Origin of the sequence: Pseudactinotalea sp. Z1739 (genome assembly GCF_049725055.1) — a bacterium.
In the GTDB taxonomy this organism is placed as follows: Bacteria; Actinomycetota; Actinomycetes; order Actinomycetales; family Beutenbergiaceae; genus CALKWS01.
Genome location: NZ_JBMPQA010000012.1, coordinates 91,077 through 104,862 on the forward strand (window position 1 = coordinate 91,077; position 13,786 = coordinate 104,862).

Below are 13,786 nucleotides of genomic sequence, written 5' to 3' on the forward strand. Positions count from 1 at the left end.
AGACAGGCTGGCAACCGGGTTGACTCAGGGCACCCGCACGGACTGGACGTAGGTCGAGGTGACCTCGGTGCGGGGATCGAGCATGCCGGAACTGGCGGCCCGCCAGTTCCGCACCGCCGGGTCGGTGCTCGCATCGACCAGGTGCGCCGTCTCGGCATAGGCCGGGATGTCGTGGCTCTGCGTCACACCCCCTACCCGGTACCACGGCGATGCGGCGGTGACGTCCCGTGTCACGGTGGTTCGCTCGGGCGTGATGGGAGCGGGCCTACCGTCCGGGCCCGTGACGAGATCGTCGGTGTGTTCCAGTTGCAGGACGGCGACACCCTCGGGGATCTCGATGTGGTTCACCGGGGCGCCGATGGTCAGGACCGAGGAGATCGCGAACTCTCCGCGCACCTCCTCGCGGGCCGCCAGGTCCGCCGCCACCAGACCACCCTGGGAGTGACCGGCGATCAGCACCTCCTCACCTGCCCCGACCCCGGCGGCGCGCATCGCGGCGATCACCGCCGCGCTCGCCGCGGAGTCCTGCCGCGCGAATACCTGCACGTTGGAGGCCCAGTCGTTGGGAAAGGGCCCGTTCCAGAAACTGTGCCGGGACTGGGTGCCCGGAACGAGCACCTGCCAGCTCACGGTGCCATCGGGGGCAACCAGCCGGTCCACGCGCACGGTGCCCGGCTCAGCGCCGCGCTCGGGGTAGAGGGCACCGATGTTGCGGACCAAGCCGGTGACGGTGGTGGTCGGCGGTGGATGCTCCCCGGCCCGTGGTGCCGAACCCTGGTTCGGGGACGCCCCGGCCCGGATCGGCGGAGGCGCAACCTTGCGACTCGCCACCCGAGTGCTCACCCCGGCGGTGGTGACGTGGTTCACCACCGAGGCGAAGACCTGGATCGAACTTCCCCCCTGCAGTGCACCGCCGACGTCGTAGATGGAGGTCAGTTCGCGCAACAGGTACCCGGTCTGGGCGCCCGACGGCGACCAACGTCGGTTCACCGCCGACTCCACCACTGTGCCCTGGATCGCCCCCAGCACCCGACCCGGGTAGGCGAACAGGTCCCCGAAGGCGCCCCGGACGCTGAGGGGACGCGGTGCCCGGCACATCGGACCCCGGTGCGGCACCTGGTAGGTGCTGATGTAGTGGCGCACCCGCTGCTCACGGTCCAGGTACTCCCGGGCAGCGGTACGCAGATCCCCGGCCAGGCTGGTCAGCGCCGAACTGAGCGCGGGGCGCCGGGCCAGCGCCGTCCACACCGCCTCCGCCGCGCGCTTCCCACTCACCGGCGCGTACGGGATCGTGGACTCCAGGGTCGCCCCCGCCCTCCGTGCGTGGTTCAGGGCCTGGTCGAGTTCGGCCTGCGCGCGGCTGATCTGGTGTGCCAGGGCGCGCAGTTCGCCCGGATCCACCTGCACCCGAACCCCGTGCACCGTCAGTTGCTCGCTGGCATGCGCGGCCGTGGAATCCCACAACGGCACATCGGCCACCGGCTCGATCCTCACGCGGCACCACCGGTGCCGACGGACACGATGGTCATCGTGCCTGCCCGTACTGCGCCTGCACGACGCGCAACTCATTCTCGTGCGCGCCGGCCGACCACCCCGCAGTGGCGAGTTCATCAGCCAGGGCCGTCACCGCTCGCGCCAGCGAGGACAACCGGTAGGCGTAGGCGATGGCGGCATGGCCGCGCCAGTCACCGGTGCCGGCGAGCGTCAGCAACTGCCTCGCCTGCTCGGCATGGTGCCCGGCCGCGCCCAGCAACCATGTCGCCGACGGTAACGGCTGCAGACCTCCCACGGCTGCCCCCTCGGTGTTCGCTGCTCCGGTGCCGGCAGGCTAGAACGCCGGACCATCTGAACGTGCTTGCCCGCCGCGCCCTGTGGATACCGGCTCGCCCCATGCGGGCCTGCGGATGCCGGGCGCAGGACACGCAGAGCCACCCGGGGCGTCGACATCGGCGCCCCGAGGAGCACAATGGGGGTATGTCCAAGCCCTACACCGTGACCGTCGTCTGCACGGGAAACATCTGCCGCTCCCCGATCGCGGAGGTCCTCCTGCGCGAAGCCTTCTCCGAGGCCGGGTTGGATGATCGCGTCCAGGTGGGCTCCGCCGGGACCGGCGACTGGCACCTGGGGCATGACATGGATCACCGTGCCCGCGCGGTCCTGGAGGGTGCCGGGCACTCCTTCCCGGTGCACTCCGCCCGCCAGTTCCTGGCCGAGGCGTTCACCGACTCCGATCTGATCCTGGCCGCGGACGTGGGCCACTACCGGGACCTGGTCGCGATGGCCCCCGATGAGCAGGCCGCGGAGCGGGTGCACCTGTTCCGTAGCTTCGATGAGCAGGCCCGCGTCGATGCGGACCTGAACCTGGCCGACCCCTACTACGGCGACGAGCGGGACTTCACCCTGACCTACCAGGCGGTCACAGCCGCTGTGCCCGGTGTGGTGGAGTACGTGCGCGGCCAGCTACCGTGACCTGGACCAAGACCCGCTTCCCCGCCCCGCACGCGGCCTGTTTCGAGGCCGACGGGCTCCGGTGGCTGGGCCGGGCCGAGGACGGGGTACGGGTGGCGCAGGTGGTCTCGGTGGGCCCGGGCCGGCTGGAGTTGGAACGGATCGACTCCGGGCCGGCCGCGCCGGAGGCCGCGGCCGACTTCGGTGCGAACCTGGCTCGCACCCATGCCGCGGGTGCGCCGTACTTCGGGTTCATCCCCGGCGACACCCCCGGTTACATGGGTCAGGCCCCGCTACCGCCGGCGCCCGGGCCGGCCGAGGCCACCGGGTGGGGTGAGTTCTACGCCCACCACCGGGTGCTGCCCTTCCTGCGCAGAGCCGTGGAGCAGGGCAGGATCGGTTCGGACGGTGCGGCGGTGATCGAGCGGGTCGTCGAGCGGCTGGTCGCCGGTGACCTCGACCATGACCAGCCCGACCTCGTACAGGGTGCCGCCCGCCTGCACGGGGACCTGTGGAACGGCAACGTGCTCTGGGATGCCCGCGACGGGTCGGCGGTGCTGATCGATCCCACCGCCCACGGTGGGCACGCCGAGACCGACCTGGGGATGCTGGACCTGTTCGGGCTCGCTCACCTGGAGCGGGTCCTCACCGGCTACCAGGAGGTCTCGGCCCTGGCCCCGGGGTGGCAGGAGCGCGTGTCGCTGCACCAGTTGAACCCGCTGCTGGTGCACACGGTGCTGTTCGGTGGTGGGTACGCCGAAGCCGCGGTCTCCGCGGCGCAGCCCTACGCCTGAGGCGCACCGAGCACCGGTCCTCCACCCGGGGCGTGCACCCTCGACGGCACGCCCCGACCACCGGCGCCAGCCGCCCGCGCCCCCGACATGCTCCCGGCCGGCCGACCATGTGGTCGGCCTCGCCACGCCGGTCCACCGCCGTGCACCGCCTCTGGGAAGATGTGTCCATGGACTTCTCCGTGCGACTGGCCGACCTGGAACCCTCGATCGCCCTCGGCCCCCTGGACGGACGCTACCGCGCCGCCGCCGCTCCCCTGGTGGACCACCTGTCCGAGGCGGCGCTGAACCGGGCCAGGGTGCACGTGGAGGTGGAGTGGTTGATCCACCTGGGCGCCGTCGGTGCACTACCGGGGGCACCGCGCCTGAGTGCGGCGGAGGTGGACTACCTGCGGGCCATCCCCGCCGGCTTCGGCGCTGCCGAGGTTGCCGAACTGGCCGGTATCGAGGCAGAGACCCGTCACGACGTCAAGGCTGTGGAGTACTTCCTCAAGCGGCGCCTGGCCGCCTCCCCGGAGCACCTCGGACCGGAGACGGTACTCCCGGACACCAGCGAGATCGTGCACATCTTCTGCACCAGCGAGGACATCAACAACCTCGCCTACGCCCTCACCGTGCGCAGCGCGATCAGTGCGGTGTGGCTGCCCGCCGCGCGCCAGGTGACCGACGACCTCGCGCAGATGGCCCGCGAGCACGCCGACGTGCCCATGCTGGCCCGTACCCATGGCCAGGCCGCCACCCCGGTGACCCTCGGGAAGGAACTGGCCGTGCTGACCCACCGGCTACGTCGCCAATTGCGCCGCGTGGACTCCGCCCAGTACTTGGGCAAGATCAACGGCGCCACCGGCACCTACGGCGCTCACGTGATCTCGGTGCCCCAGACGGACTGGGAGCGGGTGGCCAGGATGTTCGTGGAGCACCTGGGCCTGACCTGGAACCCGCTGACGACTCAGATCGAGAGCCACGACTGGCAGGCCGAACTCTATGGCGACATCGCGCGGTTCAACCGGGTGCTGCACAACCTGGCCACCGACGTGTGGACCTACATCTCGCTGGGCTACTTCACCCAACGACTCTCCGCCCAGGGCTCCACCGGATCCTCCACGATGCCGCACAAGGTCAACCCGATACGGTTCGAGAACGCCGAAGCGAACCTGGAGATCTCCTGTGCGCTGCTGGACACCCTGTCCGCGACCCTGGTCACCTCGCGCCTGCAGCGAGACCTGACCGACTCCACCACCCAGCGCAACATCGGGGTGGGGCTGGGGCACTCGATGCTCGCGCTGGATAACGTGCGCCGCGGGCTGGCCGGGCTGGACGTGTCCGCCGAGGCGATGGCGCAGGACCTGAACGACAACTGGGAGGTGCTCGGCGAGGCGGTGCAATCCGCGATGCGGGCTGCCTCGGTGGCCGGTGCCCAGGGCATGGCCGACCCGTACGAGCGCCTGAAGGACCTGACGCGGGGGCGAAGGGTGGACGGCGCGGCGATGCGGGCCTTCATCGCCGACCTCGGTCTGCCCGAGGAGGTCCGGGCCCGGTTGCTGGACCTCACCCCCGCCACCTACACCGGTCTGGCCGCGCAACTGGTCGCGCACCTGGAATGAGTGCGCAGTTGTCGCACACCCGGAGCGGGCGCTCAGTTGCTCCGCACGGGCAGCAGCAGGGCCAGGCGGACCCAGCAGGACCGGACGGGGCCGCCGGTCAGGTCTCGACGGGGGCGGGGGTCTCGGTAGGGCAGGTCGATGCCCGCTGCGGGACCGGGCCGGCGGAGCGTCGTCGCCACCACACCAGGCCCGAGCCCCCCACAACCAGCACGAACAGCCCGGCACCGAGGGCGAGGGGCCCGGCGGGCAGCCCGGCGATGAGCAGCAGCCGCTCCTCGACCACCACCTCCCGGTGGTCGCCCCCGTTGCTGGAGCGCTCGAACACGAAGTCGGAGACCACCTGCGCGCCCGGGGAGTAGAACGACTGGTCCACCACGGTCAGGTACGGTCCGGCCTCGAGCAGTTCGGACAGGGTGCCGTTGGTCACGGCGGCCGGGTCCGGGGAGTCGGCGTAGCGCAGGTTCACGGTGGTGCTCTGAGCGCTGGCGTCGGCGCGTGTCATGCGCTGGTCGGCGAAGACGTAGGTGCGCACGTGCTGGGGGGTGGTTGCTGCGGCGGACATCCGCATCGGATAGACCACCGAGGAGGAGTCGAAGGTGATGTCCAGCGGAGGCAGTTGCCCGGAGAGGCTCTGATCCGCCGTCATCCGCACCGCCACGTAGTACCAGCCCTCACTCACGTACGGTGCCACCGCGGCGGCGAGAGCGTCGTCCATGACGTACTCGTGCTCGGCCAGCCACCGGGCCAGTTCGTCGGGATCGGAGGCACTGAGCACGCTGGCCTCCACCGGGCCCAGATCCACCTGCTCTAACACCGCCACGTCGGAGCCGGACGTCGGACTGCCATCGCCCTCATCCGAGCGGGGCCACCAGTAGTAACTCACCTCCACCTCCGGGGCGATGACCTCCTCCAGCGCCTCGAAGAGCCCTTCCTCGGCCAGTGCCACCTGCGCGGGGGCCGGGGTTGGCACCAGCAGCGCGGCCTCACCCGAGTTCGACAGCGCCGACAGCGACAGCACGATCCGTTCGGTCTGGCCGTCCCAACTGATCGCGGCGACCTCGCGCTGCACCTGCACCTCGGCGTCCTCGGCGCTCACGAACGCCCCGCACGCACATGCCCGCGCCGCACCCGGCACCAGGACCAGCAGCGCCGCCAGCAGCATCGTGACGAGGGTCGTCACGACCACTCGTCGTAGCGGCGTCAGCGGTGGGCACATGCACGGTACGTTAAGCGCATTCCGCGAGGACGGCGCGGCCTGATACCGGATTGAGACCGCCGGTGGACCGATCGTGACCTTTCCGTAGCCGGAGGCGTGGCGAGGATCACGCGTGGTACCCTATGGGGGTATATGCATTGCGCTGACCTGGAGGGATGTGCGCTATGACTCACACTGTCGAGACCTCGAACGCAGGCGCCGCAGCCGAACCCACGGCCCCGCACGGGTATGACGCGGAGAAGGACGCCTACCTCAGGCGGTTGCGCCGGGTCGAGGGCCAGGTCCGCGGGATCGCCCGGATGGTGGAGTCCGACACGTACTGCATCGACGTGCTGACCCAGATCTCCGCGGTGACCAGGGCGCTGCAGGCGGTGGGTCTGGGCCTGCTGGAGGACCACATGGAGCACTGCGTGGTCGACGCGGCGCGCTCATCCCCCGAAGAGGGCAAGGAGAAGGTGGCTGAGGCCACCGCCGCGATCGCCCGCATGGTGCGGTCCTGAGGGACCCGTCCGTACGGTATCGCCGGAGGTTCACTCGTTGATCAGATCGCCGGCCTCCGCCAGCATCTCCGGCACGTCGGCACCATCCCCCGGTTCCTCCTCCTCGGAGTAGGCGCCCAGGTACTCATCCGGGTCCACCAGGTACACGTCTCTGTCCTGCTGGCTCATCAGGCGCCGGAGCACCTCCCGAATGATCCGGCGTGCGACGTCGTCGAACCCCCCGGCCCGGGACACGTCGATCATCACCCGGGACGTCTGCGGCGGATTGTCGATGAACTCCCGCGCGATCAGTTCCGCCCCGGCAAAGCGGATGTCGCCCTGGATCTCATACACGCTCACCTGCCCCGCCCCATCGGCGAGGTCGGCCACGTAGGCCTCCGACATCACCCCCGAGGTGGCCTTGGGTCCGGACATGATGTGCAGCCCCATGTCCGCGGAGAGTCGTTCGAAGGTGACCACGCCGCGCACGCTGTTCCCGTGCTTGTCCAGCGGCGGGGAGTACACCGCGATGCCCACCTGGCCCGGTAGCACGCCCAGGATCGCCCCCGAGACCCCGCTCTTGGCCGGGATGCCCACCGAGGTGACCCAGTCGCCGGCGGAGTCGTACATGCCGCAGGTGAGCATCACGCTCAGCGTCTGGCGCACCGCCCCGGGCTCGACCACGTGTGCGTGCGTCACGGGGTTCACCCCACCGTTGGCCAGGGTCGCGGCCATCACCGCCAGATCGTCCACGGTCACCGAGACCGAGCACTGGGCGCTGTAGCCGTCGACCACCTCACCGGGGTCGCCACCGATGATCTCGGCATTGCGCAGCAGGTAGGCGATGGCCCGGTTGCGGAAGGCGGTCTTCAGTTCGGAGTCCAGCACGTCCCCGTTCAGTTCCAGGTCCCGCCCGGCCACGGCGCTGTAGAAGTCCAGGACCCGCTGCCGGCGGTGCGCAGCATCGGAGCCGTGCACCAGCGCGTAGGTGGCCAGCGCTCCGGCATTGATCATCGGGTTGCGGGGGCGGCCGGAGTCCGGCTCCAGGGAGATCTCGTTGTAGGCCTCCCCGCTCGGCTCCACGTCCACCTTCTCCAGGACCCCCTCCAAGCCCTGGTCGTGCAACGCCAACGCATAGGTGAACGGCTTGGCGATCGACTGCATCGTGAACTCCGTCCCGGCATCGCCCACGTGGTAGAGATGCCCGTCCACCGTGCACACCGCCAACGCATACAGCGACGGATCCACTTCCGACAGTTGCGGGATGTAGTCGGCCACGTGCCCGACGGCGATATCGGCACACTCGTTCAGTACCTCGTCCAAGTAATCTGATACCGGCGATTTCATCCCGCCATCGTCGCACGCACCGGCACCACCGGCAGGTCCGGGCATCGAGCACCCGCACCCGAAGCCCGGGCACCCCCGCACTGCGATCACGGCGGAGCCGCCGCTCGCGCACGGGCCCCTCTCATCGATGCGCTATAACGACCCCATGAGCACACCAGTCACCCAGCGGCGCCGGCTCGGCCTCGAGGTGTGGATCGTGATGGGCCTGTCGCTGGGACGCTCGGCGGTATACGCGGTGGTCAACATCATCGACCGGGTGAGCCGTGGGCCGCTGGGCGAGCAGACCGCCACGCTGAACCCCTCCCAGTCGGTGCGGCCGTATCTGGACCTGACCTACCAGATGCTCTCCCTGACCTTCGCCCTGGTACCCGTCGCGCTGGCGCTGTACCTGCTCAGCGCCCACGGGCGTAGCGCGGTGCGCCGCATCGGACTCGACCTGCGTGAACCGGGTAAGGACGTGGCCTGGGGCCTGGGCCTGGGCGCACTCATCGGCATCCCCGGCCTGGGCCTGTACGTTGCCGGGCGGGCGCTGGGTGTCACGGTGGCCGTACAGGCCTCGGCCCTGGCGGAGTACTGGTGGACCATCCCGGTGCTCATCCTCGCCGCGCTCAAGAACGGACTGCTGGAGGAGGTGCTGGTGGTGGGTTACCTCGTGGAACGGCTGGAGGAACTGGGCTGGCGGGTCTGGGCGGTGCTGGTCACCTCGGCGTTGATCCGGGCCGGATACCACCTGTATCAGGGCTGGGGCCCGTTCGTGGGCAACGCGATCATGGGCCTGATCTTCACCTGGTTCTACCTGCGCAGGCGGCGGGTGATGCCGCTGGTGATCGCCCACACCCTGCTGGATGTGGTGGCCTTCGTGGGGTATGCCTACCTACCCGCACAATGGCTGGACACCCTGGGTGTGGGCTGAGCAGCCACAATGCGATAGACCCACCTCCTACTATCGACACCATGAGTTCACCCCGCCGGCCCGGGCCTGTCGAAGCCCGGGAGGGCTTTCGCCCCGCGAGGGCGGCGCAGGCCGATGGCACCGACGCGCCCGGTGCCCCGGAGGATGACGACGAGTGGCACCGGCCGGCAGGGCCCTCGGCCGGCCCCGGGGCCGCAGACGCCGCGGACCACGGATCCGGTGCGTCGGACTCAGCCGCCTCTGCCGGTGTGGCGGCGGGCCTGACGGCGGAGGGTGCCTCGACGGAACCCGATGAACAGACCGAGCACCGCGAGGTCGCCGGTGAGCCCGGCGAGCAGCCACCCGGCCAGGGCCCGCGTACCGTGCAGGTACTGGACCTGCCCAGCGAGCGGGTGCGCCGACCGGCCGACCTGCTGCACCTGATCGCCTCGGCGATCGGCATCGCCGTGGTCCTCATCCTGTCGGTCTACGCCCACTCCACCACCGCCGGAGTCACCCAGGACGTCCAGTCCGCGCTGGCCCAGACGGTCCGTGGCCTGTTACTGGTCCCGGTCACGGTGATCGAAGGTTTCCTGATCCTGGTGCTGCCAGTGATGGTGATCGTCACCCAGGTGCTGCGCCGCAACCTGCGGGGCGTCGGTGAGGCCGTCGTGGCCTCGGCGGCCGCCTACCTGCTGGCGATCGCGGCGATGTGGGCGGTCAACGAGTTCGCCGCCGGCACCGATGCGGCCCGGGCGCTACTGCGCTGGCGTGGCGGGGAGTGGATCATCACCATCACGCCCACGGTGACCGCCCTGGCCGGGCTGCTCACCGCCGTCGGGCGCCGCGGGCGGTTGCCCGTGGTGGGCCTCTCGTGGAACCTGCTGTGGATCGCCCTGGGTATCTCGGTGATCACCGGTGACACCACCCTGGTCGGGGCGATCGTCACGGTTCTGCTGGGCCGGATCGCCGGCATGGCAATGCGGTACGGATCCGGGGTACGCAGCGACCGCGCCCACGGCGCCGACCTGGTGCAGGGAGTCCGGCGCACCGGGATCGAGCCGCTGGCGCTGGTACGGCTCGGGGACCACGCGCAGCATCCCGACCTGCAGCCTCAGACGGTCATGATCGACGACAGGGGCCGGTCGGTCGCCAGCCCGGTGCGCGCGCAGGCTTCTGTCCGCGCGGACCCCGCCACGCCCGGGGAGGTGCCACCGGGCCGCAGTCAGCGCGCCCGCATGCTGTCCCGGTTCCGTGCCGGACAGCCGGTTCCGGCGGCGGCGACGGTGGCCACCGAACGGGATGGGCGCAACCGGGTTTACGCCGTCATCGCGGTGGACGGCACCCGATGGGACGTGGTGGTGCTCGACGACGACCGCCAGGTGATCGGCATGCTCGCCTCGGTCTGGACCGCCCTGCGCCTGCGCGGACTGGCGCGGCGTACCGCGGTCTCGCTGCGCCAGGCCACCGAGCGCGCCGCGTTGATGCACTACGCCGCGACCGCCGCCGGCGTGCGGAGTCCGAAACTGCGCGGTATCGCCAAGGCCGCGGAGTCCACGCTGCTGGTGGGTGAGCACATCAGCGGTGCCCGCAGCGCCCACGACCTGTCCCCCGGCTCCCTCACCCGGGGGGAGATGGCGCGCGCCTGGGAGCAGCTGGCCACCGCCCACCATGCCGGGATCGCCCACCGCAACCTCTCGGTGGAGACCGTGCTGATCGGGACCAGCGAGGATGATGCCGGTCAGGTGTGGCTGACCGGGTGGGAGCAGGGCGAGATCGCTGCCTCTGCACTGGCCCAGCGGGTGGACCGGGCCCAGTTGCTCACCGCGTTCGCCCTGCACACCGACGTCACCACCGCCATCGAGGGTGCGCGACAGGTGCTGAGCGCCGAGGAACTGGCCGAACTGGCCCCGTTGCTGCAGCCGGTTGCCTTCCCGCCGATCACCCGCACCGCTGCGCGTTCGGACAAGCCCACCATGGACGCCCTACGCGCTGCGCTGCTGTCCTACCTGCCCGAGGGGGCTGGGGCCGAACCGATCCGGCTGAACCGCTTCTCGGCCCGCACCGTGGTGACGCTCACCGTCCTGGTGGTGGCGCTGTGGATCCTGGTGACCACCCTGAACTTCGACCAGGTCCGCGAGGTGGTGGCCGGGGCCAACCCGGCGTGGATGCTCATCGCGTTCGGCCTGGGCCTGGTCAGTTACCTGGGTGGCGCGCTGGCGCTGGTGGCGTTCTGCCCGGAGCGCCTGGGCCTGTGGCGCACCATCCTGGTCCAGGTGGCCGCCTCGGTGCTGACCTTGGTCACACCGGCCGGTCTGGGTCCGGCTGCGCTGAGCGTGAGGTTCATGCAGCGCCGCGGGGTACGTACCTCGTTGGCCCTGGCCACGGTGGGGCTGGTGCAGCTGGCCCAGTTCGTCACCACAGTGCTGCTGCTGGTGGTCCTGGCTCTGGCCCTGGGCACCGCTGGGCCGCTGCGGCAACTGCCCTCCCTGGTGGTGGTGATCACCCTGGCCGTGGTGGCCGCAGTGGCCGGGATCGTGCTGCTGGTGCCGCGGGTCAGGGCATGGTTGGCACGCCGGGTGCTCCCCACCTGGCGGCAGATCTGGCCCCGGCTGGTGTGGGTGATCGGGCAGCCGCAGCGGCTGGTGCTGGGCTTGGCGGGCGGACTCCTGGTCACCGCAGGCTTCCTGGCTGCGTTCGTGGCCACCCTGGTCGCGCTGGGCCAGTCGGTTCCGATCACCACCTTGACGATCGTGTACCTGACCGGGAACACGATCGGTTCGGCCGCCCCCACCCCGGGCGGGATGGGAACGGTGGAGTTGGCCCTGTCCGCCGGTCTGCGCACGGTGGGCCTGGCCACGGCGGCGGCCGCTTCGGCCGCGGTGCTGTTCCGGGTGCTCACCTTCTGGCTGCGGGTTCCGCTGGGCTGGGCGGCCTGGCGGTACCTGCAGCGCAAGGAGGATCTGTAAGCGTGAGTGACCTGCGCTGCACCTACCGGGCCCGCGGCAACGATAGGGTGGTCACAGAATGGCGACCCGCCGGCGAAGGCGGACCGACACGACCGGCGAGGCGGTGCACATGACGGTGAGGTTCCGTGCTGCGGCCGGCACCCACCTGGGCACCGTGCGGATGAACAACGAGGACTCCGCCGTCGTCTCCGACCAGCTGCTGATCCTCGCCGACGGCATGGGCGGGCACGCCGCCGGGGAGATCGCCTCGGTGCTGGCGGTGCGCGTGTTCAGTGAGGTGGACCACGGCCCGGGAGCGGACCTGGACACCGCGGTGCTCGAGGCCGGCCGCCGGGCTCGCCGGGCACTGGTGGCGATGTCCGACGCAGACCCGATGCTGGAGTCGCTGGGCACCACCCTGATCGCGGTGGTCACCGATGGATCCAGGGTGCTGATCGGCCACATCGGCGACTCGCGGGTGTACGTGCTCCGCGATGGCTCGATGTACCAGATCACCACCGATCACACCCACGTGCAGCGACTGGTCGAGCAGGGTCAGCTGAGCCCGGACAAGGCCCGCACCCACCCCTACCGGGCGATGCTGTTGAAGTCGCTCGACGACCACTCCCCCGGTCCGGACCTGGACCTGATCGAGGTGAGCCTGGAACCCGGGGACCGGCTGCTGCTGTGCAGCGACGGCCTCTCGGACTATCTCTCCGCCGAACAGATCGGCCGGGCCCTGGCCACCGAGGCGCGCAGCGAGGCGGTGGAGGCGCTCATCGACGCCGCGCTGCGCGCCTCCACCCGGGACAACGTCACCGTGGTGGTGGCCGACGTGGACTCCGGGCCGGCACCCGGCCGCACCGGCGATCGTGCGGACGAGGACGCCGGCGTGGTCGCGGTGCCGCTGACCGAGCCCGGCCACTTCGGTGCGGTGGTGGACGGGATCCGCCTGTCCCAGGAGGCTGCCGACGCCCTCGCCGCGGCACTACCCGGCTTCGAACTGGACCCCCACGAGCCGTGGCGCGGATCGGCTCTGCTGCGCGAATCCGCTCCGGTGGGAACTGCTCGCGGCACCGACAGTCCGGCCATGGGTAGCGCCGACAGCCCCGGTGCCGTCGGTACACCCGACGATGACGCTCCCGACCCGGCTGGGAGCGCGCCGGCCGCTGTCGGCGCTACCGGGGACAGCGAATCCAGTGCCGAGCAACCCGGCATCGCTGCCTCCAACAGCGCTGCGGGGCGGGGCAGCAGTGAGACCGCGAGCGACGACGACACCACCGCCGGCGACACCGCCCCCCGAGAGGCTGATTCCCCGCAGGACCCTGCGCCGGCGAAGCCGTCGGTGCTGCCCGGGGTTCTGTCCGGGATATTCAGCCTGGCGGTTCTGGTGCTGCTGGCCTACTTCCTGTTCGGCTGAGCCGGCTCGGGTGCCCCGGAGCCCTTCGCGCCGGCCGGGCTCAGGTGCCGCTCGGACCGGCCGAAGCAGCCCGGACCCGGGCATAGGAACGGGTCAACTCCGCCAGCACGCCGTCGTGGGGCATCGCTGTTCCGTGCAGATGGGAACCGCGTAGTTCGTCCATGAAGCGCCCCCACATCGGGGGACCGCCCTCGGCGAGCAACTGCGCGCGGATGGCCAACTCCGGGGTGGTGGGCAGCCAGCGCGCGCCCCAGTCGCCGATGTGGGCGATCAGCGGGATCAACTGGATCGCGGCCTCGGTGAGGCGGTAGTCGACCTTCTGCCGATGGCTCGGGTCGTCGTGCCGGGTGAGCAGGCCGGCCTCGGTGAGTTTGCCCAGGCGCGCGGCCAGGATGTTCGAGGCGATGCCCTCCACCGAATTGGTCAGCAACTCCCGGAACCGGCGGTGGCCACTGAAGATGATGTCGCGCAGCACCACCATCGACCACTTGTCACCCAGCAGTTCTGTGGTCATGTTGATCGGACAGCCGGAGCGGCCGGCGGCGATGGGAAGCACGTCGCCGGCTCCGGTCCCGATTTCCGATTGCGTCACACAACCAGATTACGATACGTTCCCACCGGTTGCATATCGCAATCAGCAC

The 13,786-nt window shown here is 70.6% G+C and carries 12 protein-coding genes; 7 read left to right on the forward strand and 5 right to left on the reverse strand.

All coding sequences use genetic code 11. The features are described from left to right. Window positions 1–24: 24 nt before the first annotated feature. Together ACO0LV_RS15135 and ACO0LV_RS15140 are read right to left on the reverse strand one after the other, a co-directional pair. The gene (locus tag ACO0LV_RS15135) at window positions 25–1,494 is read right to left on the reverse strand and encodes a WXG100 family type VII secretion target (protein ID WP_424788752.1); all 1,470 of its coding nucleotides are present in this window, start codon (window positions 1,492–1,494) and stop codon (window positions 25–27) included. A 31-nt stretch (window positions 1,495–1,525) separates the two neighbouring features. After that, window positions 1,526–1,789: a hypothetical protein gene (locus tag ACO0LV_RS15140; protein ID WP_424788753.1), complete on the reverse strand. Its 264-nt coding sequence runs from the start codon at window positions 1,787–1,789 to the stop codon at window positions 1,526–1,528. Between the two features lie 185 nt (window positions 1,790–1,974). On the opposite strand from ACO0LV_RS15140, the gene ACO0LV_RS15145 reads away from it, so the two are divergent. The 3 genes from ACO0LV_RS15145 (at window position 1,975) to purB (ending at window position 4,843) form a co-directional block, all read left to right on the forward strand. Further along, window positions 1,975–2,469: a low molecular weight protein-tyrosine-phosphatase gene (locus tag ACO0LV_RS15145; protein ID WP_424788754.1), complete on the forward strand. Its 495-nt coding sequence runs from the start codon at window positions 1,975–1,977 to the stop codon at window positions 2,467–2,469. Then, complete coding sequence (locus tag ACO0LV_RS15150) at window positions 2,466–3,242, forward strand: fructosamine kinase family protein (RefSeq protein WP_424788755.1); 777 nt, start codon at window positions 2,466–2,468, stop codon at window positions 3,240–3,242. The genes ACO0LV_RS15145 and ACO0LV_RS15150 overlap by 4 nt, the downstream gene beginning before the upstream one ends. A gap of 167 nt (window positions 3,243–3,409) precedes the next feature. Next, the gene (gene purB, locus ACO0LV_RS15155) at window positions 3,410–4,843 is read left to right on the forward strand and encodes an adenylosuccinate lyase (protein WP_424788756.1); all 1,434 of its coding nucleotides are present in this window, start codon (window positions 3,410–3,412) and stop codon (window positions 4,841–4,843) included. Between the two features lie 97 nt (window positions 4,844–4,940). On the opposite strand, the gene ACO0LV_RS15160 is transcribed toward purB, so the two are convergent. Beyond that, on the reverse strand, window positions 4,941–6,023 hold the full coding sequence (locus ACO0LV_RS15160) for a DUF2330 domain-containing protein (RefSeq protein ID WP_424788757.1): 1,083 nt from the start codon (window positions 6,021–6,023) through the stop codon (window positions 4,941–4,943). A 200-nt stretch (window positions 6,024–6,223) separates the two neighbouring features. Here ACO0LV_RS15160 and ACO0LV_RS15165 point away from each other — a divergent pair, with 200 nt between their 5' ends. Further along, window positions 6,224–6,559 carry a metal-sensitive transcriptional regulator gene (locus ACO0LV_RS15165; protein ID WP_424788758.1) on the forward strand — a complete coding sequence of 112 codons (336 nt, stop codon included), beginning with the start codon at window positions 6,224–6,226 and terminating at the stop codon, window positions 6,557–6,559. A 30-nt stretch (window positions 6,560–6,589) separates the two neighbouring features. Here the strand turns inward: ACO0LV_RS15165 and glsA are convergent, their stop codons facing one another. Continuing rightward, window positions 6,590–7,861 (reverse strand): glutaminase A, encoded by a 1,272-nt coding sequence (glsA, locus tag ACO0LV_RS15170; protein ID WP_424788759.1) that lies wholly within the window; start codon window positions 7,859–7,861, stop codon window positions 6,590–6,592. A gap of 169 nt (window positions 7,862–8,030) precedes the next feature. On the opposite strand from glsA, the gene ACO0LV_RS15175 reads away from it, so the two are divergent. From ACO0LV_RS15175 to ACO0LV_RS15185, 3 genes are all read left to right on the forward strand, one after another. Continuing rightward, window positions 8,031–8,798: a CPBP family intramembrane glutamic endopeptidase gene (locus tag ACO0LV_RS15175; RefSeq protein ID WP_424788760.1), complete on the forward strand. Its 768-nt coding sequence runs from the start codon at window positions 8,031–8,033 to the stop codon at window positions 8,796–8,798. A 41-nt stretch (window positions 8,799–8,839) separates the two neighbouring features. Beyond that, the gene (locus tag ACO0LV_RS15180; RefSeq protein WP_424788761.1) at window positions 8,840–11,746 is read left to right on the forward strand and encodes a flippase-like domain-containing protein; all 2,907 of its coding nucleotides are present in this window, start codon (window positions 8,840–8,842) and stop codon (window positions 11,744–11,746) included. Window positions 11,747–11,855: 109 nt separating this feature from the next. After that, a complete protein-coding gene (locus ACO0LV_RS15185; RefSeq protein WP_424788762.1) occupies window positions 11,856–13,145 on the forward strand; it encodes a protein phosphatase 2C domain-containing protein in 1,290 nt (429 codons plus the stop codon). A 40-nt stretch (window positions 13,146–13,185) separates the two neighbouring features. Here ACO0LV_RS15185 and ACO0LV_RS15190 read toward each other — a convergent pair whose 3' ends face one another. After that, on the reverse strand, window positions 13,186–13,737 hold the full coding sequence (locus ACO0LV_RS15190; protein WP_424788763.1) for a winged helix-turn-helix transcriptional regulator: 552 nt from the start codon (window positions 13,735–13,737) through the stop codon (window positions 13,186–13,188). Between the last annotated feature and the right edge of the window lie 49 nt (window positions 13,738–13,786).